General features: G+C 61.1%; 20 protein-coding genes. 12 read left to right on the top strand and 8 right to left on the bottom strand.

The features are described from left to right. Positions 1–32: 32 nt before the first annotated feature. Positions 33–1217, bottom strand: coding sequence for an ABC transporter substrate-binding protein (locus tag FHW68_RS01245; protein WP_183678245.1), 1185 nt, complete (start codon positions 1215–1217; stop codon positions 33–35). A gap of 391 nt (positions 1218–1608) precedes the next feature. Here FHW68_RS01245 and pedF point away from each other — a divergent pair, with 391 nt between their 5' ends. The 12 genes from pedF (at position 1609) to FHW68_RS01185 (ending at position 14985) form a co-directional block, all read left to right on the top strand. Then, positions 1609–2070 carry a cytochrome c-550 PedF gene (pedF, locus tag FHW68_RS01240; protein ID WP_007907036.1) on the top strand — a complete coding sequence of 154 codons (462 nt, stop codon included), beginning with the start codon at positions 1609–1611 and terminating at the stop codon, positions 2068–2070. Positions 2071–2073: 3 nt separating this feature from the next. Then, a complete protein-coding gene (locus FHW68_RS01235) occupies positions 2074–2949 on the top strand; it encodes an ABC transporter substrate-binding protein (RefSeq protein ID WP_183678243.1) in 876 nt (291 codons plus the stop codon). After that, positions 2949–3710 carry a quinoprotein dehydrogenase-associated SoxYZ-like carrier gene (locus FHW68_RS01230; RefSeq protein WP_183678241.1) on the top strand — a complete coding sequence of 254 codons (762 nt, stop codon included), beginning with the start codon at positions 2949–2951 and terminating at the stop codon, positions 3708–3710. Before FHW68_RS01235 ends, FHW68_RS01230 begins: the two co-directional genes overlap by 1 nt. Before the next feature lie 13 nt (positions 3711–3723). Continuing rightward, on the top strand, positions 3724–4659 hold the full coding sequence (locus FHW68_RS01225; protein ID WP_183678239.1) for a quinoprotein relay system zinc metallohydrolase 1: 936 nt from the start codon (positions 3724–3726) through the stop codon (positions 4657–4659). Between the two features lie 261 nt (positions 4660–4920). Continuing rightward, on the top strand, positions 4921–6696 hold the full coding sequence (locus FHW68_RS01220; RefSeq protein ID WP_095634799.1) for a PQQ-dependent methanol/ethanol family dehydrogenase: 1776 nt from the start codon (positions 4921–4923) through the stop codon (positions 6694–6696). Positions 6697–6993: 297 nt separating this feature from the next. After that, entirely contained in the window at positions 6994–8514 is a 1521-nt protein-coding gene (locus FHW68_RS01215) for an aldehyde dehydrogenase family protein (RefSeq protein ID WP_095634800.1), read from the top strand. Between the two features lie 300 nt (positions 8515–8814). Further along, positions 8815–8886: a pyrroloquinoline quinone precursor peptide PqqA gene (pqqA, locus tag FHW68_RS01210; RefSeq protein ID WP_010455123.1), complete on the top strand. Its 72-nt coding sequence runs from the start codon at positions 8815–8817 to the stop codon at positions 8884–8886. Positions 8887–8940: 54 nt separating this feature from the next. Beyond that, positions 8941–9855: a pyrroloquinoline quinone biosynthesis protein PqqB gene (gene pqqB, locus FHW68_RS01205; RefSeq protein WP_095634801.1), complete on the top strand. Its 915-nt coding sequence runs from the start codon at positions 8941–8943 to the stop codon at positions 9853–9855. A 137-nt stretch (positions 9856–9992) separates the two neighbouring features. Further along, complete coding sequence (pqqC, locus tag FHW68_RS01200; protein ID WP_095634802.1) at positions 9993–10745, top strand: pyrroloquinoline-quinone synthase PqqC; 753 nt, start codon at positions 9993–9995, stop codon at positions 10743–10745. Further along, positions 10742–11875 (top strand): pyrroloquinoline quinone biosynthesis protein PqqE, encoded by a 1134-nt coding sequence (gene pqqE, locus FHW68_RS01195; protein ID WP_183678237.1) that lies wholly within the window; start codon positions 10742–10744, stop codon positions 11873–11875. The genes pqqC and pqqE overlap by 4 nt, the downstream gene beginning before the upstream one ends. A 277-nt stretch (positions 11876–12152) precedes the next feature. After that, a complete protein-coding gene (gene ercA, locus FHW68_RS01190; protein WP_095634804.1) occupies positions 12153–13316 on the top strand; it encodes an alcohol dehydrogenase-like regulatory protein ErcA in 1164 nt (387 codons plus the stop codon). After that, positions 13300–14985, top strand: a complete 1686-nt coding sequence (locus FHW68_RS01185) for a NahK/ErcS family hybrid sensor histidine kinase/response regulator (RefSeq protein ID WP_095634805.1) — start codon at positions 13300–13302, stop codon at positions 14983–14985. The genes ercA and FHW68_RS01185 overlap by 17 nt, the downstream gene beginning before the upstream one ends. On the opposite strand, the gene FHW68_RS01180 is transcribed toward FHW68_RS01185, so the two are convergent. From FHW68_RS01180 to FHW68_RS01150, 7 genes are all read right to left on the bottom strand, one after another. After that, positions 14970–15845, bottom strand: a complete 876-nt coding sequence (locus FHW68_RS01180; RefSeq protein ID WP_183678235.1) for an aldose 1-epimerase — start codon at positions 15843–15845, stop codon at positions 14970–14972. The two genes, FHW68_RS01185 and FHW68_RS01180, sit on opposite strands and share 16 nt — an antisense overlap. 134 nt (positions 15846–15979) lie before the next feature. Next, a complete protein-coding gene (locus FHW68_RS01175) occupies positions 15980–17260 on the bottom strand; it encodes a TRAP transporter large permease (protein ID WP_095634807.1) in 1281 nt (426 codons plus the stop codon). Then, complete coding sequence (locus FHW68_RS01170) at positions 17261–17788, bottom strand: TRAP transporter small permease (protein WP_095634808.1); 528 nt, start codon at positions 17786–17788, stop codon at positions 17261–17263. 76 nt (positions 17789–17864) lie between these two features. After that, positions 17865–18848, bottom strand: a complete 984-nt coding sequence (locus FHW68_RS01165; protein ID WP_095634809.1) for a TRAP transporter substrate-binding protein — start codon at positions 18846–18848, stop codon at positions 17865–17867. A gap of 57 nt (positions 18849–18905) precedes the next feature. Continuing rightward, the gene (locus FHW68_RS01160) at positions 18906–19799 is read right to left on the bottom strand and encodes an SMP-30/gluconolactonase/LRE family protein (RefSeq protein ID WP_183678233.1); all 894 of its coding nucleotides are present in this window, start codon (positions 19797–19799) and stop codon (positions 18906–18908) included. A 42-nt stretch (positions 19800–19841) separates the two neighbouring features. Next, positions 19842–20654 carry an NAD(P)-dependent oxidoreductase gene (locus FHW68_RS01155; RefSeq protein WP_095634811.1) on the bottom strand — a complete coding sequence of 271 codons (813 nt, stop codon included), beginning with the start codon at positions 20652–20654 and terminating at the stop codon, positions 19842–19844. Positions 20655–20975: 321 nt separating this feature from the next. After that, positions 20976–22271 (bottom strand): OprD family porin, encoded by a 1296-nt coding sequence (locus FHW68_RS01150; protein WP_183678231.1) that lies wholly within the window; start codon positions 22269–22271, stop codon positions 20976–20978. Positions 22272–22442 lie beyond the last annotated feature (171 nt).

Genomic DNA, 22442 nt, shown 5'->3' with positions numbered 1-22442 from the left:
GATTCCTTCTTGTTGTTGTCGTGAAAAAAGGATCAGAGAAAGCGGCAGCGGACCTCGGCTTTGTCGTAACCCAGGCTGTCCATTTCGTTGACGGGGTGCAGGAAACCGTCTTGCGGCGAGGTGCTGACCAGCGCCCTGGGTTGCACGATGGGGATCGGCTGGCGCAACTGACCGTTCCACGGCCGATAACTGAGCTTGCGACCTTTGAAGCCGTCCAGCGGTAATTGATCGCTGATTTCAAGCGTGCGAATCGCCATGGCATCGGTCTGGCGCAGCTTGCCCACCGCACTGGCGATGCTGCGTACGGCCATCCAGGCGGCGAAATCCCGGTCATTCATCCAGCGCCCGGCCAGGGCTTCGAAGCGTTTCTGCAACTGCGCGGCACCGAAGGTTTCCACGGTCTTGTGCCAGCCCACCGGGGTCAGGCCCTGGGTGCCGGCGACCGGCCGTGGGTACCAGGTCTGGTAGGGCACGTATTCGCCAAAGTCGCCGCGTTCATCGGCCACCAGCACCACGTCGTACTCGGCGGTCTGGGTGAACAGCGGCATGTCGGCCTGGGCGCTGCGGCGCTGATCGTTATCGAAACTCCAGGCTTTCTCCGCCACCAGTTGCAGGCCGAAGCGCTTGGCCGCCCGGCGCAGGGCGGCGGCATAGGCTTGATCGTCCGCGGTCGGGCCGACGATCAGCAGTGCCCGCTGCCATTTGCGCAGCACCAGAAATTGCGCCAACGCATCGGCCAGCATCACGCGGCTTGGCAGGCTGTGCAGCACGTTCGGCAAGCAATCGGTGCTGCGCAGGCTGTCATCCGGGCTGCCGGCATTGAACAGCAGGCTGTCGGGTAGCACCGCGCTGAGCCGGCGCAGCGTTTGCGCCGGAGCATTCACCACAAACAGGCGCAGGCCTTGTTCATGCTGGGCTTTGGCCGCTTCGATCAACGCATCCGGATGGTCGACGCTGGCGCTGACCAGGCTGTAGCTGTGATTGAGAAAGCGCCCGGTACTGTTGCTATCGGCGATTGCCAGTTCGGCACCGCGCAGGCCGGCATCGGTCGGTTCGGGGATGACGTTCGACAGCAACGGGCCGGGATCGGGGCGATAGCCCAGGTAACCGATCTGCACCTGCAGCGGCGCATCCGTCGCCTGAACCTGAGTCGCCACCCCGGCGGCGCAGGCAATCGCCAACAGGTAGATCAAGGCATAAGGGGCGAGCTGGCGCATAAAGGCACTCCATCACTGGTAGCGTCAGCATAGGAACCCTGGACGGGGGGGGAAATATGCAGAAAGTACCGATGGGCCAGTACCAAGGTAGTAACTCTCCCCGGGCGGCGCGGTTTTAGCATGGTCTTCAGCGGCCATCATTCAAGGGGGAGATTGACCATGCGAATTCTCAAGGCACTGCTCCTGCCGTTTTTACTGATCCTGACCCTGATCGGCGTCGACAAGCTGCATGGCGCCCAACCCGTATTCATTGGGCCCGCGCCACAAGCCCTACTACCAAGGGAGTAGGTCGCGGCCACCAAAGCAGCATGGGGTTGGCGCAAAGCCGTTCCTAAGATGGGTGCCATAGCCTCTTCAAAGAGGTTTTGCGTGCAATCTTGAGGGCAGAACAATGACAACAAAACGCAACGCCTTGCTCGTTGCCGGACTGCTGGCCGGTTTCATCAACGCAGGCGCCGTCTGGGCCCACGGCAACGTGGTACCCCAAGCCATCGAAACCCAGGGACTGACCCCGATCAAGGATGCCGGTGTGCAAGTCGATGCCGATGGTTGGGCGGCGGCGAACCCTTACCGCTCTTCCCCGGAGCGCGAAAAAGCCGTGCAAATCGGCTCTTCGGCCTACAACCAGAACTGCGCGGCCTGTCATGGCCTGGAAGCCAAGTCCGGCGGCATCGCCCCGGACTTGCGCATGCTCGACGCCGACGAGGCCGGTGATGAATGGTTCGTCGAACGCGTGCGCCATGGCGCCGTGCGTGACGGCCGGGTGTACATGCCGAAGATGGCTGATTACCTGAGTCAGGAAGCCTTGTGGGCGGTACGCACCTACCTGGACAGCGTGCGCGTCGAGGAGTGACCCATGCGTTTGCTCGCGGTGTTGATCAGTGTTGTGTGGCTGTGTTGCCAGGCAGCACAGGCGCAGGTCCGTACCTATGACGAAATGATCGCCGCCGCCGAGCTGAAAGTCGCGGTGTACAAGGACTTCGCGCCCTACAGCTTTGAGAGCGCAGGCGAGGCTCGCGGGGTCGATGTCGAACTCGCCCAGGCCCTGGCCAAGGCCATGGGGGTACGTCTGAAGCTGATCTGGGCACCCGCCGGGGAAAAGCTCGATGACGACCTGCGCGATTACATCTGGCGGGCCAGTCAGTTGCACAATCAGCAACTGGCCGACCTGATGATGCGCGTGCCCTACGATCGCGATTACGCACTCAAACGCAATGAACTGGGTGAGCTGGAAAACGGCCATGTGGTGATGTTCGGGCCGTACCAGACCGAACAATGGCAAGTGGCCTATGACCGCCGTCGACTGGACTCAGTGGCCAGCGTCGCGGTGTTCCAGCAACACCCGATCGGCGTCGAAGTCGACAGCGTGCCGTCGTTTTACCTGACCTCGGTGTTCAACGGCATGCTCGCCGCCAAGACCCATCATTACCCGGGCGTGCCCCAGGCGTTTGCCGCGATGAAGGCCGGTGAAGTCGACGCGGTCATGGCCATGCGCGGCGAGATCGACTGGCAAGTTCATCAGGCCGCCGACCCGCAAGTGGCGCTGGCGCAAAACGCCTACCCGAACATGGGCAAACAGCTTTGGGAGATCGGCATGGCGGTGCATGAAAGCAACCGGCAACTGGCCTACGCCGTGGAAGAGGCGCTGGAAGTATTGATTCGCGAGGGCTCGGTGAAAGCCATTTATGCCCGTTACGGCCTGCGGTATGACGTGCCTGAGATGTATCAATAGTGAACTGGCGAGCGAGTTGCCTGTTGGCCTGGTGGTTGCCGTTGGCCGCGAACGCGGTTGACGTCGAGCCGGGTAAAGACCCGGTGCCGTCGGTGATGTGGGCGTTCTATCACAAGCAAATGCTCGGCGACGCACCGTTCGTGTTCGACGAGCGGGTCAAGTTGCTCGCGCCGCCATTTGCCGAAGACGCCCGGCAAGTGCCATTGGAAATCGACGCTCGGGCGTTCAAGGGCGACGTGGTGCGCATCCTCGCCTGGGCGGAGCTCAATCCGCTGCCGAAAATCGTCGACTTCGAACCCTTGACCGGCGTGCTGCCGTGGCTGTCGATCCGCATTCGCGTTGAACAGGCCACGCCGCTGCGTGCGGCGGTACTGACCCGCGACGGGCTGTGGCATGTCGGCTCGACCCTGATCGATGCGGCAGGCGGCGGTTGCACCGCGCCAAGCGTGGTGCGTACGCAAGCGGGTTGGGAGGAGCATATCGGCGAAATGCTGGGTGGCCGTTATCCCCGTGGCGAGTTCAGTCGCGTGCGTTTGCAGGTCTCGCATCCGATGGACAACGGCATGGTCAGCGGTATTCCGGAGTTCTTCATCAATCACGCCGAGTTGCGCGATCAAAACGATCAATTGCTGGCGCGCCTGGAGTTGTTCCCGGCGGTCAGCGAAAACCCCAATCTGGCGTTCGATATCGAAGGGGCAGGGCAGACGCGCCTGGTGCTGCGCGACAACAGCGGCAATCAATTCGATGCGGCCATTCCCTGACAAGGAGCGAGTGATGCGCTGGATGCTGCTGTTGTTCATCAGTCTGAGCCTGTCGGCCCTGGCCGATCCCGATTACGCACTCAAGCCCCGGCAGATCGCCGAAGACACTTGGTTGCTGGAAGGCAGCACCGACAACTTTGCCAAGAGCAATGGCGGCAATATCGTTAACACTGCGTTCATCGTCACCGAACAGGGCGTGGTGGTCATCGACACCGGGCCGTCGAAACGCTATGGCCAGGCCCTGCGCAAAGCGATTGCGGCAACCACCGATAAACCGGTGATCCAGGTGCTGCTGACCCATCACCATCCTGATCATGTGTTGGGCAATCAGGCTTTCACCGACGTGCCAATTGGTGCCTTGGCCGGTACCACCGAACTGTTGCGACAGCAGGGTGATGCCATGGCCGAGAACATGTATCGGCTGGTGGGTGACTGGATGCGCGGCACCGAAGTGGTGTTGCCGACGCAACGGCTGACGCCAGGCGTGCACAGTTTTGGGAACCACGATCTGCGCCTACTGAGTCTGGGTGGGCACACCGGCGCGGATCTGGCTATTCTCGACCAGAAAACCGGCGTGTTGTTTGCCGGGGATCTGGTGTTTTATCAACGCGCCCTGACCACGCCCAATAGCCCTGGGCTGTCGGTGTGGCTGGCGGACATCGCGACCCTGCAGGGCTTGCCGTGGACGCTGATCGTCCCTGGCCATGGGCCGGTGGCCACGGATACAAAACCGTTCGAGCAGATGCACGATTATCTGACCTGGCTGGACCAACTGATGCGCGATGGCGCGGCCCATGGCAGCGACATGGCCGAGATGATCCGCAGCCCCATCCCTGAACGTTTCGCCGGGATCAGCCTGAGTCGCTATGAGCTGATCCGCAGCGTCAGCCATTTGTACCCGCGTTATGAACGGGGGCAGATGAGGCGGGTGGATTCGGGCCAGCATTGATGATCGTTCCCACGCTCCCGCGTGGGAATGCAGCCCGGGACGCTCCGCGTCCCTTCGGAGCCGAACGCGGAGCGTCCGTTGAGGCATTCCCACGCAGAGCGTGGGAACGATCAGTCATCACAAAATCCGCGACCGACCCGGTACTAAGGAACTAGCAATCTCCGCACTGCGGGCAATTGTTGCAAGGACGGCGGCGTCCAAGAATCTGCACCAGACCGGGAAAATTCCCCGGGTATAACAAAAACCGCAGAGGCAGCCGTCATGACCCAACCCGCACGTCGCCAACCCTTCGTTTTGAGCCTGCTGCTCAGTGCCATGCTGTTGTCTGGCCAGGCATTGGCCGCAGTCTCCGATCAAGACATCCTCCAGGACCCGAAAAACCCGGACCAGATCGTCACCAACGGCCTGGGCGTCCAGGGTCAGCGCTATAGCCCGCTGGACACCCTCAATGTCGACAACGTGAAGGACCTGCGACCGGTCTGGGCCTTTTCGTTCGGCGGCGAAAAACAGCGCGGTCAGCAGGCGCAGCCGATGATCAAGGACGGTGTCATGTACATGACCGGTTCCTACTCGCGGGTGTTCGCAGTGGATGCGCGCACCGGCCGCAAGCTCTGGCAATACGACGCGCGCCTGCCCGATGACATCCGCCCGTGCTGCGATGTGATCAACCGGGGCGTTGCACTGTATGGCGATCTGGTGATTTTCGGCACCCTCGACGCCAAGCTCGTAGCCCTGAACAAAGACACCGGCAAAGTCGTCTGGAGCAAGAAAGTCGCCGACCACAAGGAAGGCTATTCCATCAGCGCCGCGCCGTTGGTCATCAACGGCAAACTGATCACTGGCGTGGCCGGTGGCGAGTTCGGTGTGGTGGGCAAGATCGAAGCCTACGACCCGAAAAACGGCAGCCTGTTGTGGAGCCGGCCGACCGTCGAAGGTCACATGGGGTATGTCTACAAGGACGGCAAGGCTGTGGAGAACGGCATCTCCGGCGGCGAAGCCGGCAAGACCTGGCCGGGCGATCTGTGGAAAACCGGCGGCGCGGCCCCTTGGCTGGGCGGCTACTACGACCCGGAAACCAACCTGCTGCTGTTCGGCACCGGCAACCCGGCGCCGTGGAACTCGCACCTGCGTCCTGGCGACAACCTCTACTCGTCATCGCGCCTGGCGCTGAACCCGGACGATGGCACGATCAAATGGCACTTCCAGAGCACGCCCCACGACGGTTGGGACTATGACGGCGTGAACGAGCTGGTGTCGTTCAACTACAACGAAGGCGGCAAGGAAATCAAAGCCGCGGCCACCGCGGACCGTAACGGTTTCTTCTACGTGCTCGATCGCACCAACGGCAAATTCATCCGCGGCTTCCCGTTCGTGGACAAGATCACCTGGGCCAGCGGCCTGGATAAAAACGGTCGACCAATCTACAACGAGGCCAGCCGTCCGGGGGCCCCGGGTTCCGAGGCCAAAGGCAGTTCGGTATTCGTTGCGCCTGCGTTCCTGGGGGCGAAAAACTGGATGCCGATGGCCTACAACCGCGACACCGGCCTGTTCTATGTACCGTCCAATGAGTGGGGCATGGACATCTGGAACGAAGGCATCGCCTACAAGAAAGGCGCGGCGTTCCTGGGTGCCGGTTTCACCATCAAACCGTTGAATGAAGACTACATCGGCGTGTTGCGCGCCATCGACCCGAAAACCGGCAAGGAAGTCTGGCGCCACAAAAACTTCGCGCCGCTGTGGGGCGGAGTGCTGACCACCAAGGGCAACCTGGTGTTCACCGGTACGCCGGAAGGTTTCCTGCAAGCGTTCAATGCCAAGACTGGCGAGAAAGTCTGGGAGTTCCAGACCGGTTCCGGCGTGCTCGGCTCGCCCGTGACCTGGGAAATGGACGGCGAGCAATACGTCTCCGTGCTCTCTGGCTGGGGCGGTGCGGTACCGCTGTGGGGCGGCGAAGTGGCCAAGCGCGTCAAAGACTTCAACCAGGGCGGCATGCTCTGGACGTTCAAGCTGCCTAAAGATCTCGTTGCCAAACACTGATCAACCTGAATCCACCGCATAACCCCTGTGGGAGCGGGCTTTTGTGGCGAGGGGGCTTGCCCCCGTTCGGCTGCGCAGCAGTCGTAAATCCAGGCAACTCGGTGAGTCTGGAAAAATGCTGGGGGCCGCTTCGCGACCCAACGGGGGCAAGCCCCCTCGCCACAAGGATCACCTGAACCTACTACCAAATAACGAGAATCCCCCTGCCAACGGCGCATTCGTCTGGCAGGCGGGGCTCTCTACTATCGGTTCATCGCCTGTTGGCCTGACAGGCATCGACCCAGACAGAGGCCCACCATGATCTACGCACAACCCGGAACACCCGGCGCCGTCGTTACCTTCAAACCGCGCTACGGCAATTTCATCGGCGGCGAATTCGTTGCCCCAATCAACGGCGAGTACTTCACCAACACCTCACCGGTCACCGGTGAAGTGATTGCCGAGTTCCCGCGCTCCAGCGCCGCCGACATCGAGAAAGCCCTCGACGCCGCCCATGCCGCCGCTGATGCCTGGGGCAAAACCTCGGCGCAGGATCGCTCATTGGTGCTGCTGAAAATCGCCGACCGCATCGAGCAGAACCTGGAAATCCTCGCCGTCACCGAAACCTGGGACAACGGCAAGGCCGTGCGTGAAACCCTCAACGCCGACGTGCCTTTGGCCGCCGACCATTTCCGTTACTTCGCCGGTTGCATCCGCGCTCAGGAAGGCGGCGCCGCCGAGATCAACGAACTGACCACCGCCTATCACTTCCACGAACCGCTGGGCGTGGTCGGGCAGATCATCCCGTGGAACTTCCCGCTGCTGATGGCCGCCTGGAAACTCGCCCCGGCCCTGGCGGCCGGCAACTGCATCGTGCTCAAACCCGCCGAACAAACGCCGCTGTCGATCATGGTGTTCGCCGAGCTGATCGCCGACTTGCTGCCGGCCGGCGTGCTGAACATCGTCCAGGGCTTCGGTCGCGAAGCCGGTGAGGCGCTGGCCACCAGCAAGCGTATCGCCAAAATCGCCTTCACCGGTTCCACCCCGATCGGTGCGCACATCATGCATTGCGCCGCCGAGAACATCATTCCGAGCACCGTTGAACTGGGCGGCAAGTCGCCGAACATTTTCTTCGAAGACATCATGAACGCCGAGCCGCAGTTCATCGAGAAAGCCGCCGAAGGCCTGGTGCTGGCGTTCTTCAACCAGGGCGAAGTCTGCACCTGTCCGTCCCGGGCGCTGGTGCAGGAATCGATCTACGAGCCATTCATGGCCGAGGTGATGAAGAAGATCGTCAAGATCAAGCGCGGCAACCCGCTGGACACCGAGACCATGGTCGGCGCCCAGGCGTCCGAGCAGCAATACGACAAGATTCTCTCGTACCTGAAAATCGCTCAGGAGGAGGGCGCCGAGCTGCTTACCGGCGGCGCGGCCGAGCGTCTTGAGGGCGACTTGTCGAGCGGCTATTACATCCAGCCGACCCTGCTCAAGGGCCACAACAAGATGCGTGTGTTCCAGGAAGAAATCTTCGGCCCGGTGGTGGGAATCACCACCTTCAAGGACGAAGCCGAAGCCCTGGCGATTGCCAACGACAGCGAGTTTGGCCTCGGTGCCGGCCTGTGGACCCGCGACATCAACCGCGCCTACCGCGTGGGCCGGGCGATCAAGGCCGGGCGCGTCTGGACCAACTGCTACCACCTGTACCCGGCCCACGCCGCGTTCGGTGGCTACAAGAAGTCCGGTGTCGGCCGTGAGAACCACAAGATGATGCTTGACCATTACCAACAGACCAAAAACCTGCTGGTGAGCTACGACATCAATCCGCTGGGGTTCTTCTAACCCGCAAGAACACCATTGAAACCTGTGGGAGCGGGCTTATGTGGCGAGGGGGCTTGCCCCCGTTGGACTGCGTAGCAGTCCCGGAACTTCTGGTTTTGGGGCCGCTCCGCGACCCAACGGGGGCAAGCCCCCTCGCCACATAAGCCCGCTCCCACAAGGTTTTGTGTGGTGCTAAAGATCTGCGCAATACCCCCTACCAACGCACCCCGCAACCTCCTTCGAAAGTAGCATTCGGTCATCTCAACCCTCGTGCATTAATGGCTTTACCGGAATCGTCCGGCACAAGAAGAGGATTGACCCATGTGGAATAAACCCGCGTTTACCGATCTGCGCATTGGCTTCGAAGTGACGATGTATTTCGCCAACCGTTGATTTGATTGCCCGGTCAGCCGTCGCGTTGGCCGGGCCTGCCTTCTGGAGGCATCCATGCACATCCGCGTTCTCGGTTCCGCCGCTGGCGGCGGTTTTCCGCAATGGAACTGCAACTGCCGTCAATGCGCCGCGATGCGCAACGGCAACCTGCGCGCGCAACGCCGCACGCAGTCCTCCATTGCCCTGAGTGACGACGGTGTGGAGTGGGTGCTCTGCAATGCTTCACCGGACATTCGCGCACAACTTGAAAGCTTTCCAGCCATGCAGCCGGCCCGACGCTTGCGTGACACGGCGATTGCCGGTGTCGTGCTGCTGGACAGTCAGATCGACCATTGCACCGGTCTGTTGAGCTTGCGCGAAGGCTGCCCGCATGCGGTCTGGTGCACCGAGCGGGTTCATCAAGACCTGAGCAGCGGCTTTCCCTTGTTCACCATGCTCAAACACTGGAACGGTGGCTTGCAGTGGCAACCCATCGGACTGGATCGCGAGCCGTTCAGTATCGCGGCCTGCCCACACCTGCAATTTCGCGCGATTGCGTTGGTCAGCAATGCACCGCCGTATTCCCCCAACCGCGGCAACCCGCAGCCGGGCGACACCATCGGCCTGTTCATCGAAGACCTGCGCAGTGGTGCATCGGTTTTCTACGCGCCGGGGCTGGGGCAAATCGACGCCGAGGTCTTGAGCTGGATGCAACGCGCCGATTGCCTGCTGCTGGACGGCACGCTGTGGCGCGACGATGAAATGCGCGTGTGCGAAGTCGGCCAGAGCCTGGGCAGCGAAATGGGTCACCTGCCGCAAAGCGGCCCCGGCGGCATGCTTGACGTGCTGGAGGGCTTCAATCGCCAGCGCAAGGTGCTGATCCACATCAACAACACCAACCCGATCCTCGATGAAGACTCGGCCGAGCGCGCGTTGCTGGAGCGGCGCGGGATTGAAGTGGCTTATGACGGCATGAGTATTGAGCTGTAAGCGGATGGCCCCATCGCGGGCAAGCCCGCTCCCACAAGGATCTGCGGTGTACACAAAACCCTGTGGGAGCGGGCTTGCCCGCGATGAGGCCAGACCAGACACCGCAGAACCCAACGGTTATTCCCCGGAGAACCGCAATGACTGACACGCCCATGACCCCCGCCGAGTTCGAACAGGCGTTGCGCGCCAAAGGCGCCTATTACCACATCCATCACCCCTTCCACCAAGCCATGTACGCCGGGCGTGCCACTCGCGAGCAGATTCAGGGTTGGGTCGCCAATCGCTTCTATTACCAAGTGAACATCCCGCTCAAGGATGCCGCCATCCTCGCCAACTGCCCGGACCGCGACGTGCGCCGGGAATGGCTGCAACGGATCCTCGACCATGACGGCATCCCCGGCAGTGAAGGCGGCATCGAAGCGTGGCTACGATTGGGCGAAGCCGTGGGGCTGGGGCGCGAACAAATTCTCTCGCAAGAACTGGTGCTGCCTGGCGTGCGTTTCGCCGTGGACGCCTACGTCAATTTCGCCCGTCGTGCGTGCTGGCAAGAAGCGGCCAGCAGCTCGCTGACCGAACTGTTCGCACCACAGATTCATCAGTCCCGGCTCGACGCCTGGCCCACCCATTACCCATGGATCGACCCGGCCGGTTACGACTATTTCCGTACACGGCTGAGCCAGGCCCGGCGCGATGTCGAGCATGGTTTGCGCATCACCCTGGCGCACTACGTGACGGTCGAAGGCCAGCAACGCATGCTGGAGATTCTGCAGTTCAAGCTCGATGTGCTGTGGAGCATGCTCGACGCGATGAGCATGGCCTACGAACTGGATCGCCCGCCGTATCACACCGTCACCACCGAGCGGGTCTGGCACCGGGGGATCGTCTTGTGAACCCGATCGAACAGCCACCCGGGCCACCGTTGTGGTTGCTGGCGGAGCTGACCTATCGCTGCCCGTTACAATGCCCGTATTGCTCCAACCCGCTGGATTTCGCCCAACAGGGCCAGGAGTTGAGCACAGAAGAATGGATACGGGTGTTCCGCGAGGCGCGGGAGATGGGCGCTGCGCAACTGGGTTTTTCCGGTGGCGAGCCGTTGGTGCGCCAGGACTTGGCCGAGCTGATCAAGGCCGCGCGGGACATGGGCTACTACACCAATCTGATCACTTCGGGTATCGGCCTGACCGAACAGAAGGTCCGCGACTTCAAAGTCGCCGGGCTGGACCATATCCAGATCAGCTTTCAGGCCGCCGACGAACAGGTGAACAATCTGCTCGCCGGCTCGCGCAAGGCCTTCGCCCAGAAACTGGCCATGGCCCGGGCGGTGAAAGCCCAGGGCTACCCGATGGTGCTGAACTTCGTCACCCATCGGCACAACATCGACCAGATCGCGCAAATCATCGAACTGTGCCTGGAATTGGAGGCGGATTTCGTCGAATTGGCCACGTGCCAGTTCTACGGTTGGGCCGAACTCAACCGCATCGGCCTGTTGCCGACCCGCGAACAATTGCAGCGCGCCGAGAGCATTACCAATGAATACCGCCAGCGGCTTGAGGCCGAGGGCCACCCGTGCAAGCTGATTTTCGTCACCCCGGATTACTACGAAGAACGCCCCAAGACCTGCATGAATGGCTGGGCCAACCTGTTTCTCGACATCACCCCGGACGGCACGGCGTTGCCGTGTCATAGCGCCCGCCAGTTGCCGGTGCAGTTTCCCAACGTGCGCGAGCACAGCATCGCGCACATCTGGAACGATTCCTTGGGTTTCAACCGTTTTCGCGGCGATGACTGGATGAAAGAGCCGTGCCGCTCCTGCGATGAAAAGCACAAGGACCTCGGTGGCTGCCGATGCCAGGCGTTCATGCTCACGGGGGACGCAAGTAACGCTGATCCGGTGTGCAGCAAGTCACCGCACCACGACGTTATTCTCAAGGCCCGGGACGAAGCCGACGCACCGGGACAGGGCATGGAACACCTGACCTTGCGCAATGAAAAGGCTTCGCGGCTGATCTATCGCGGATGAGTGATGAACACAAATCCCCTGAGCGAGCTTCTGTGGCAAGGGGGCTTGCCCCCGTTGGGTCGCGAAGCGGCCCCAAAACCAGACGCTCCGGGACTGCTACGCAGTCCAACGGGGGCAAGCCCCCTCGCCACAAAAGCCCGCTCCCACAGGGATTTTCAGTGAATACAGAATTGGAGGAGCAACCCGCGCTCGCTCGCTATCCATTGGTCTGATTGCATTCGCAGCCGGATGCGTTAGTGTGTTCTTTACCTTTCAAAACAATAAAAACAGGCTTCCAATGAGCCAGAATCTCAGCCAGCTGCGTAAATTCGTTTCGCCTGAAATCATCTTCGGTGCCGGCTGTCGGCACAACGTCGGTAACTACGCCAAGACCTTCGGCGCCCGCAAAGTGCTGGTGGTCAGCGACCCCGGTGTGATTGCCGCCGGTTGGGTCGCCGATGTCGAGGCCAGCCTGCAAGCCTTGGGCATTGATTTCTTTGTGTACAGCGACGTTTCGCCCAACCCACGGATCGAAGAAGTCATGCTCGGTGCCGAGCTGTACCGGGAGAATCACTGCGATGTGATCGTGGCGATCGGCGGCGGCAGCCCGATGGACTGCGGCAAGGGCATTGGCATTGTCGTCGCCCACGGGCGCAACATCCTCGAATTCGAGGGCGTGGACATGTTGCGCATGCCCAGCCCGCCGCTGATCCTGATCCCCACCACCGCCGGCACGTCGGCCGATGTGTCGCAGTTCGTGATCATCTCCAATCAGCAAGAACGCATGAAGTTCTCCATCGTCAGCAAAGCCGCAGTGCCGGACGTGTCGCTGATCGATCCGGAAACCACCCTGAGCATGGACCCGTTCCTGTCGGCCTGTACCGGCATCGATGCATTGGTCCACGCCATTGAAGCCTTTGTCTCCACCGGTCACGGGCCGCTCACCGACCCTCATGCGCTGGAGGCGATGCGGCTGATCAACGGCAATCTGGTGCAAATGATCGCCAACCCAGGCGACATCGCCCTGCGCGAGAAAATCATGCTCGGCAGCATGCAGGCCGGGCTGGCGTTCTCCAACGCGATTCTTGGCGCGGTGCACGCCATGTCCCACAGCCTCGGCGGTTTCCTCGATCTGCCCCACGGCCTGTGCAATGCGGTGTTGGTGGAACACGTGGTGGCGTTCAACTACAGCTCGGCGCCGGAGCGCTTCAAGGTGATTGCCGAGACCTTGGGCATCGATTGCCGGGGTCTCAATCACCGGCAGATCTGCGGGCGGCTGGTCGACCACCTGATCGCCCTCAAACACGCCATCGGCTTCCACGAAACCCTCGGCCTGCACGGGGTGAGTACCGCGGATATCCCGTTCCTGTCGCAACACGCCATGCACGACCCGTGCATCCTGACCAACCCGCGCGAATCCAGTCAGCGCGATGTCGAGGTCGTCTATGGCGAAGCCCTCTGACGAGCAACAACGGGCGCTGACCGGGTTACTGGGGTTAGGCAACCATTCGGCGCGCAAGAGTCATTACCCGGAACTGGCTGCGCGCCTGGATGAGCTGGAAACCGAACGCAACCGCTACAAATGGCTGTTCGAAAACGCGGTCCACGGAATCTTCCAGGCCAGCCTGCTGGAGGGCATGCGCGCTGCCAACCCGGCGCTGGCGCGGATGCTCGGCTATCAGAACCCGCAGGAGGTTCTGTTTTCCCTGACGGACCTGGCGGGCACGCTGTTCGTTGGCGGGGCGCAAGAGCTGGAAAACATCGGCGAAATCCTCCAGCGCGAGCGCAGCCTGCTGGGCTATGAAACTCAGCTGCGACGCAAGGACGGCAGCGTTCTCGATGTGTTGATGAACCTGCTGCTCAAACCGGATCAGGAAGGTTTGGTGGAGGGCTTCGTCGCCGACATCACCGAGCGAAAACTGGCTCAGCAGCGCCTGCAACAACTCAATGACGAACTGGAGCAACGGGTCACCGCGCGCACCAACGAATTGCTGGACGCCGCCGAAGCCTTGCGCGATGCCCGTGATGCCGCCGAAGCGGCCAATCGCAGCAAGGACAAATACCTCGCCGCCGCCAGTCACGACTTGCTGCAACCGCTCAACGCCGCGCGTTTGCTGATCTCGACCTTGCGCGAACGCAAACTGCCCGACGTCGAGCAAGTGCTGGTGGAGCGCACGCATCAGGCGCTGGAAGGGGCGGAAGATTTGCTCACCGATCTGCTGGACATTTCCCGCCTCGATCAGGCTGCGGTGAAGCCGGACATTGCCCTGTACCGCCTCGACGAATTGTTCGCGCCGCTGGTCTCGGAATTTCAATCGGTGGCTGCGGCAGCCGGGTTGAAGCTGCGGGTGCACATGGGCGATTACGCCATTCATACCGATTTGCGCCTGATGACCCGAATCCTGCGCAACTTCCTCAGCAATGCCTGCCGCTACACCGACGAAGGCTGCATTCTGCTGGGGGCACGACGCCGGGGGGATGCGCTGCGTATCGAAGTCTGGGACACCGGGCGCGGCATTCCGGCGGATCGTCTTGAATCGATCTTCCTGGAGTTCAACCAACTGGACGTCGGGCGTGCCGCCGATCGCAAGGGCGTGGGCCTTGGACTGGCGATAGTCGAACGCATCGCCAAGATCCTCGACTACAGAATCAAGGTGCATTCGCGCCCGGGGCGCGGTTCGATGTTCAGCATCGAGGTGCCGATTTCTCAGGAGATTCCACTGCCGATCAGTCAGGCCGCGCCGCAACCGAGCACCGGTAACCCGTTGCCGGGCCGGCGGCTGTTGGTACTGGATAATGAAGTCAGCATTCTTGAAAGCATGAGCGCGTTGCTCGGGCAGTGGGGCTGCGAGGTGATTACCGCCACCGACGAAGCCACCGCGCTGGTGGCCTTGCAGGGACAGGCGCCGGAACTGATTCTGGCCGACTATCACCTGGACCACGGCGTGGTGGGTTGTGAAGTGGTTCGGCATTTGCGCGAGCATTTCAGCCAGAGGATTGCGGCGGTGATCATCACCGCCGACCGCACCGACCAGTGCCGGCGCTCATTGCAGCGCCTCGGAGCGCCTTTGCTGAACAAACCGGTGAAGCCCGGCAAGTTACGCGCGGTGCTGACTCAGCTGTTGACGTAGCGATAGCGCAGGCTGAAACCCAGCCCGGCAGATTGACCTTGCTCCAGCAAACGCAACCCGGGCCGCCCCGGCAAGTGATGGGCGTTGACCGGATGGCTCACCGGTTCGATACAGAAAAACTCCAGGCCTGCGGGGCAGTAAAGCAGGTAGTAGTCGCTGCCGGTGGCCTGGCATTCCAGTTCATAACCCAGCTCGGGTTGCTGGATCAGGCAGTGGCCGTCCCAGGCGCAAAAGCCGTTGTCCACCAGTGTTTCGGGTAATGCCCGGGGCTGGCTGAAGTCCCATTCCTCAGGAATCGAACTGAGCCGGGTCGGCAGTTTTGCGCCGTCGCACAACCAGACCTGTCGCGCCTGCGCCTGCAACTGAGTGCCAGCAGTGCGCGGGAAATAAGGGTGCAAACCGAGCCCATGCCAGGCGGGGTGTTCAGCCAGATGGGTGACCTGCAAATCGATGCTCAGCTTGCCCTCGCTCAGATGGAAACGTTGCCTTGCGCGATAAGCGAAGGGCGTGGTGCTATCGAGTTGCAGGACGATTTCATTGCAGGTGTGGGAGACGATCTGCCACGGCTGTTGCCAGGCGCTGCCATGGATCGGCAGCGGATCGCTGAGGCTGTTGGGCGTCAGCGCGAGCCAGCCATTGGGGCATTCGAAACCGCCTTCGGCGATGCGGTTCGACCATGGCGCCAAGGGATAACAGGCGAGTTTGCCGGGCAGGCCGGTGTTCAAGGCGTGCTGGTCAGTGTGGCGCAACAGCGCCTGGCCGGTGCTGCGTACCGTCCAGTTGACGATGCTCGCCCCGAGTTCGGGGGCGAGGGTGAGGCGGGTGAGTTCGTCTTCCAGTTCGAGGGTGTTGAGGGTCATGATTTTCGCCCTGCGTTGAATGGTTGAAAAGATCGCAGCCTGCGGCAGCTCCTACATTGGAATTGCGCACACCCGTGAAATATCGGAGGAACACAAATTCTGTAGGAGCTGCCGAAGGCTGCGATCTTTTGAGGTCACAACACCAAATGCGGCAACCACAGCGAAATGGCGGGAATGTAGGTCACGGCCATCAGTACCAGAAACAGCACGCCGTAGAACGGCAGCAGCGCTTTCACGGTGCTTTCGATGCTGACCTTGCCCACCGCTGAGCCGACAAACAGTACCGCGCCCACCGGCGGCGTGATCAAGCCGATCCCCAGGTTCACCAGCATGATCATGCCGAACTGCACCGGGTCCACGCCAATGCCCAGAATCACCGGCATCAGAATCGGCGTGAGGATCAGGATCAGTGGCGCCATGTCCATCACCGTGCCGAGCAACAGCAGCATCACGTTGATGCACATCAGGATCACGTAACGGTTGTCCGACAGGGTCAGGAACATCGTGGTGATCTTCGCCGGGATCTGCATCAGCGTCATGATATAGCCGAAGCTGGCGGCAAAACCGATCAGGATCATCACGATCGAGATCGTGCGCACCGTGCGGTGCATCAATTTGGGCAGCTCACTCCACTTGTAGTCGCGGTAGATGAACATGGTGACGAAGAATGACCACAGCACCGCGATCGCCGCCGATTCGGTGGCAGTGAAGATGCCCGAGAGAATCCCGCCCAGAATGATGACCATCGCCATCATGCCCCACATCGCTTCACCGCAGATTTTCAGCGCCTGCTTGAGGGGAATGACTTCGCCCTTGGGGTAGTTGCGCTTTCTGGCGAAAATCAGGCACAGCACCATCAGGCACGCGCTCATCATCAGGCCCGGCACTACGCCGGCCATGAACAGCGAAGCGATCGAAACGGTCCCGCCAGCGGCCAGCGAGTACAGCACTGAGTTATGGCTGGGTGGCGTCAGCAGGGCTTGCACTGAACCGCTGACTGTCACGGCGGTGGAGAAGTCCCGCGGATAGCCGCGACGTTCCATTTCCGGAATCAGCACCGAACCGACCGATGCCGTGTCCGCCACCGAAGAGCCGGAAATCGCCCCGAAGAAGGTCGAGGCCATGATGTTCACCAGCGACAAGCCGCCGCGCACGAACCCCACCAGCACCCCGGCAAATGCCACCAGCCTGCGGGACATGCCGCCCTCGGCCATGATCGCGCCGGCGAGCACGAAGAAAGGAATCGCCAGCAACGAGAATTTGTTCACGCCGCCCGCGACCTGAATCATCAGCGCCTGGAACGGAATGTCGATCCACCACGCACCGATCAGGGCGGAAAGCCCCAGGGCGTAGGCGACCGGCATGCCGATCAGGATCAAAGCGATAAAACTGCCGAGCAAAATCAGAGCGTCCATTTAGGCGGCACCTTCGCTTTCTTCAACCAGGTCGAAACGCACGACCCGACGGTTGCTCTGGTCACCGAGCAAGAGTTTTTCCAGCACAAAAATCAGCGTCAGCACACCGCCTACGGGGATCGGCATGTAGGTGATGCCCACGCGCAAGGTAGGCAAGGCGCTCATGAACTGGTTCCAGGTGGACATGCAGAGCTTGGTGCCCCAGATGGCCATGAACAGGCAAATGGTCGCCATCAACAGTTGCGAAATGAGGCTCATGGTTTTGCGCAGTTCGGGGGCCATACGGTCGGTGAGCATGGCCACGGCCATGTGCGCACCGGCGCGATAACTGGCGGCGGCGCCGATGAAAGTGAAGACCATCATCAGCAAGATCGCGGTGGGCTCTGGCCAGCTGGAACCGGTGCCGAGGATGTAACGGGCGAAGACGCCCCAGGGAATGATCAGGGAGATCGCCAGGACCGACAGGCCGGCGACCCAGATGCAGGTCATGTAAATCCTGTCGTTGATGCGCAGCAGCAGATTCTTCATCGGATTTCACCGTAACCGGGCGCCGCTGACGATTCGCTCGTCAACGGTGCCGGGCCTTTCATGAATACAGGGAGGGTTACTGAACCGCTTCGATGCGCTTGATCAGGTCGGCGTAAGGTGCGCCGTATTTTTCCCGCACCGACGCCGTGGCTTCATGGAAAGGTTTTTTGTCGACGGTAATGAACTCGACGCCGGCAGCCTTGAGTTTTTCTTCGCTGCTGGCCGACTTCGCATCCCACAGAATGCGTTCCTGGGCCTGTGCGGCTTTGGCGGCTTTCTTCACCAGCACTTGCTGGTCGGGGCTGAGTTTTTCCCAGGTGATTTTCGACATCACGATTGGCTCGGGCAGGATCAGGTGCCCGGTCAGGCTGTAGAACTTGGCGTTCTGGTAGTGGTTGTGTTCGAGCAGGGTCGGCGGGTTGTTTTCCGCGCCGTCGATGACCCCGGTCTGCAAGGCACTGAAGATCTCGCCGGTGTCCATCGCGATGCCATTGCCGCCCATGGCATTGATGGTGTCGATGAACATCGGGTTACCTTGCACGCGGATCTTCATGCCTTTGAGGTCGGCGAGGCTGCGTACCGGTTTCTTGGTGTAGATATTGCGCGTGCCGCCGTCCATCCAGGCCAGGGCGACCAGGTTGAATTCGGAGTGGGTGATCTTGTCGAGGATCTCGTCGCCAATCTCACCGTCGATGACTTTGCGCATGTGCGCCTGGTCGCGGAACACGAACGGCATGTTGAACACGTTTACATCCGGCACCACCGGCCCGACGATGCCAAGGCTGACCCGGGCCATCTGAATGGCGCCGACCTGAGCCTGTTCGATGACTTCTTTTTCCGAACCGAGCACACCGCCAGCGAACATCTTGAAAGTCAGCTTGCCGTTGCTGTCGGTGACCAGGGTTTTACCCAGCTGTTCTTCAGCGACCACGGTCGGGTAACCGGCGGGATGAATGTCGGCGAATTTGATTTCCAGCGCCTGGGCGGCGCTGCTGAGGGTGAAGCTGAGTGCTGCAGTAATGGGAAGTGCAGCGGCGAGCAAGGTGCGTTTGAAAGCCATGGGTTGCGTCTCCAGTCTTGTTGTTTTTATTCAAGGCACAGCGATGCAGCAGAGGGTTTACGGCAATACGTTGAACACCGGTTCCGGCAAGCCTTTGGCGCCGGGGGCGAGGGCGAACACGCCGCCGGCCAGCGACTGTTCGTCATGGTCGTCAGCGGGGCGGATCGAGGTCACAAACAGGGTGTCGAGCTGGCTGCCACCGAAGGCGCACATGGTCGGTTTCTTCACCGGCACGGGAAGCGAACGATCCAGTCGGCCATCGGGGGTGAAGCGGTGAATCAGCCCGGCGTCGTTAGCGCAGATCCAATAGCAACCGTCGGCATCCACTGCCGCGCCATCGGGGCGGCCAAGGAAGTGATGCATGTCGACGAACAGCCGACGGTTGGACGGCATGCCGCTGTCGATGTCGTAATCGAAGGCCCAGATCTGCTGCACGTTCGGGTGTGAATCGGAGAGGTACATCGTCTTGCCGTCCGGGCTGAAAGCCAGGCCGTTGGGCACGATGAAACCGCTGAGCCAGGCATCGAGCGGCCCGGCCTGTCCAGCGCTGTAGCGATAAAGCCTGCCGTCGGCGGCGTTGGCGCCCATGTCCAGCACCATGCTGCCGGCCCAGAAACGACCCTGACGATCACAACGGCCATCGTTCAGGCGCATGCCGGGGCGGGCATGATCGACGGGGGCCAATAGTTCGCTGTCGAGGCTGCCATCGTTGTGCGGTTGCAGGTGAAAGAACCCGCTTTCCATGCCGGCGACCCAGCCACCCGCGCTGTGACGAGCGACACAGGCGAGCATTTGCGGGGCTTTCCAGGCGTGAACGTGCCCGCTGTCGGCGCTCCAGCGCTGTAGCCCGCCAGCTGGAATATCGACCCAGTACAGGGCGTTTTCCTCGGGGACCCACACCGGGCTTTCACCGACCGCATTGCGGGCATCGACAATCAATTCGGCTTGCATGGCAACGCATTCCCTTGGTTTGTTAGGGGGATTGGCGAGGGCTCAGTCGCCGAACGGCCCGGCCGCGACAAAGGCGCCACCCTGATAAACCCGGGCCGGATCATCCTCGGCAGGCATGGGTTGGGCTTCGATTTTTTCGCGGAAGACTTCGGACGTGTCCTGTGGCGCAAAAACCAGGTGTGCGGCGAAACGGTTGTCCCACCAGATGGTCTTGTTGTCGGACATGCCGTACACCACGGTGTGGCCGACATTGGGGGTGTACAACGCGCGTTCGAGCAGTCGGGTCATGTCGTCGAAGCTCAGCCAGGTGCTCATCATTCGACGGTTCTGTGGTTCCGGGAACGAAGAGCCGATGCGGATGCTGACGGTTTCGATGCCATAGCGATCGAAGTAGAAACTGGCCATGTCTTCGCCATAGGACTTGGACAAACCGTAATAGCCATCCGGGCGGCGAGGGGAGTGGGCGTCGAGGGTTTCGTCCTGCTTGTAAAAGCCGATGACGTGGTTGGAACTGGCGAAAATCACCCGCTTCACGCCGTGACGGCGGGCCGCTTCGTAGATATGGAACACGCCGCAGATGTTGGCGCCGAGAATCTCCTCGAACGGACGTTCTACCGACACGCCGCCGAAGTGCAGGATGGCGTCCACGCCTTCCACCAGTTGATGCACCGCTTGCTTGTCGGCAAGGTCGCAGGGCACGACTTCTTCGCGATCATCCATGGCTGGCGCCATGTCGGCGATATCCGACAGGCGGAGGACGTTGGCGTAAGGTCGCAGGCGCTCGCGCAGGACTTTACCGAGGCCACCGGCGGCACCGGTCAGGAGCAGGCGATTGAAGGGGGATGTGATCGTCATGTAATTACCTGAACAGAAAATTTATAGTTATTGGTTGTTGTAGGTTGTCGTATGACTTGGTGGAATATTGTTGGGCTTTCTGGCGCTTGTCAACGCGACTTTGGTTGAAATTGACGGAGGGTCATGTTCATCCAGTGAGTGCATTTCGCGACACTCTTTTGTAGCAGCTGGCGAAGCCTGCGTTCGGCTGCGCAGCAGCCGTAAAATCAGGCACTGCGGTCCGTCAGACACACCGATGCATTCAGGGTTTGCGACTGCTTCGCAGCCGAACGCAGCCTCGCGAGCTCGACAGCTGCTACAGCTGAACGCAGGCGTCGCGCCTTACAACAACGAAATCGGGTAACTGATAAAGATGCGGTTCTCATCGAATTCATTGGTACTGAAATCGCGGCGGATGGTCGCGTTGCGCCATTTGACGTTGAGGCTCTTCAGCGCGCCGCTTTGCACGGTGTAGGCCAGTTCCGATTCACGGCCCCATTCCTTGCCATCGCTGATCGCCCCGGTGTGCACGTTATCGCCGCTGATGTAGCGGTTCATCAGCGTCAGGCCGGGAATGCCGAGGGCGACGAAGTTGTAGTCATGGCGCACCTGCCAGGAGCGTTCCCTGGCGTTGTCATAGCTGGCGTTGTAGCTGTCGTTGGCCAACGTGCCGCCGCTGGTGCCGTTGACGCGCATCCAGGCGCTGTCACCGCTGAGTTTTTGCAGGCCGACATAGAAGGTGTTGCCGCCGTATTTGGCCGAGAGCAAGGCAAACGCGGTTTTGTTGTCGAGGTCACCGGCCAGGGCGTTGCCGTCTTCCTTGCCGATGAAGTAACCGAGGTTGGCGCCCAGGGTCCAGTCGCCGAGGGGCTGGCTGTGGCTCAGGTTGAAATACTGCTGCTGATAAATGTCGCTGAGTTCCGCGTACCAGACACCGACCTGAGTGCGCTTTTCATTGAACGCATATTCGCCGCCGCCAAAGTTGAAGCGATCGGAGGTGAACGCGCCTCTGCCGTTCATCGACATATCTTCCATGCTCGCGTCATTGCGCGGGCTGTTGCCGCGGAACTGGCCGCCGTAGAGCGTCAGGCCGCTGAGTTCGGTGGAGGTGACCTGGCCGCCGCGAAAGGTTTGCGGCAGCGAGCGACCATCATCGGAGCGCAGGATCGGCAGCACCGGCATCCATTCCCCGACCTTCAATTCGGTTTTCGACACCTTGGCTTTCAGCGCCACGCCCAGACGGCCGAAATTGTCCGCGGGGCGGCCGTCATCATGAATCGGCAACAACTGCGTACCGCCCGTACCCTTACCGCCGTCGAGCTTCTGCGAGTACAGACCGAGCACATCCACGCCGAAACCGACGGGGCCGGGGGTGAATCCGGATCTGGCGTCGAGGATGAAGTTTTGCGTCCACTCTTCAGCCTTGCCCTGGGCATTGTTCGGGTTGGTGAAGTTGCGATTGATGTAAGCGTTACGCAGGTTCAGCGTGGCCTTGGCGTCATCGACGAAACCTTCGGCCTGGCTAGTCATGGGCAGGACGAAGGCCAGGCTGCTGCAACCGATCAGGCTGAGCGTATGGCGACGGACGAAGGTGGGGCGAGGGGTGCTGGCGAAGGAATTGCGGGCGAGTCTGCTCACGATAACGCTCCGTTGTTTTTTTGTTGTTTTTATTTTTGTTATACGTCGTCGTACAACATTGGCGGCGATTATTTGCGAGGCGTTGAGGGAATGTCAATCACAAGTTATACGATGACTTGTCCCTTCAGTATTGACTGTCACCAAGCCGCAAGACGACCGTAGGAAGTTTCG

Source organism: Pseudomonas sp. Tn43 (assembly GCF_014192635.1).
Classification (GTDB): domain Bacteria; phylum Pseudomonadota; class Gammaproteobacteria; order Pseudomonadales; family Pseudomonadaceae; genus Aquipseudomonas.
The sequence above is the reverse complement of the archived record's forward strand: the minus strand, read 5'-3'. Positions and strand labels throughout refer to the sequence as shown.

Bases quoted from the DNA above. Each gene is read 5' to 3' on its own strand.
- FHW68_RS01225 (WP_183678239.1), top strand. From the start codon at position 3,724: ATGCGCTGGATGCTGCTGTTGTTCATCAGTCTGAGCCTGTCGGCCCTG.
- FHW68_RS01215 (WP_095634800.1), top strand. From the start codon at position 6,994: ATGATCTACGCACAACCCGGAACACCCGGCGCCGTCGTTACCTTCAAA.
- FHW68_RS01245 (WP_183678245.1), bottom strand. From the start codon at position 1,217: ATGCGCCAGCTCGCCCCTTATGCCTTGATCTACCTGTTGGCGATTGCC.
- FHW68_RS01235 (WP_183678243.1), top strand. From the start codon at position 2,074: ATGCGTTTGCTCGCGGTGTTGATCAGTGTTGTGTGGCTGTGTTGCCAG.
- FHW68_RS01165 (WP_095634809.1), bottom strand. From the start codon at position 18,848: ATGGCTTTCAAACGCACCTTGCTCGCCGCTGCACTTCCCATTACTGCA.
- FHW68_RS01220 (WP_095634799.1), top strand. From the start codon at position 4,921: ATGACCCAACCCGCACGTCGCCAACCCTTCGTTTTGAGCCTGCTGCTC.
- FHW68_RS01180 (WP_183678235.1), bottom strand. From the start codon at position 15,845: ATGACCCTCAACACCCTCGAACTGGAAGACGAACTCACCCGCCTCACC.
- ercA (WP_095634804.1), top strand. From the start codon at position 12,153: ATGAGCCAGAATCTCAGCCAGCTGCGTAAATTCGTTTCGCCTGAAATC.
- FHW68_RS01185 (WP_095634805.1), top strand. From the start codon at position 13,300: ATGGCGAAGCCCTCTGACGAGCAACAACGGGCGCTGACCGGGTTACTG.
- pqqC (WP_095634802.1), top strand. From the start codon at position 9,993: ATGACTGACACGCCCATGACCCCCGCCGAGTTCGAACAGGCGTTGCGC.
- FHW68_RS01155 (WP_095634811.1), bottom strand. From the start codon at position 20,654: ATGACGATCACATCCCCCTTCAATCGCCTGCTCCTGACCGGTGCCGCC.
- FHW68_RS01175 (WP_095634807.1), bottom strand. From the start codon at position 17,260: ATGGACGCTCTGATTTTGCTCGGCAGTTTTATCGCTTTGATCCTGATC.
- pedF (WP_007907036.1), top strand. From the start codon at position 1,609: ATGACAACAAAACGCAACGCCTTGCTCGTTGCCGGACTGCTGGCCGGT.
- FHW68_RS01160 (WP_183678233.1), bottom strand. From the start codon at position 19,799: ATGCAAGCCGAATTGATTGTCGATGCCCGCAATGCGGTCGGTGAAAGC.
- FHW68_RS01170 (WP_095634808.1), bottom strand. From the start codon at position 17,788: ATGAAGAATCTGCTGCTGCGCATCAACGACAGGATTTACATGACCTGC.
- pqqB (WP_095634801.1), top strand. From the start codon at position 8,941: ATGCACATCCGCGTTCTCGGTTCCGCCGCTGGCGGCGGTTTTCCGCAA.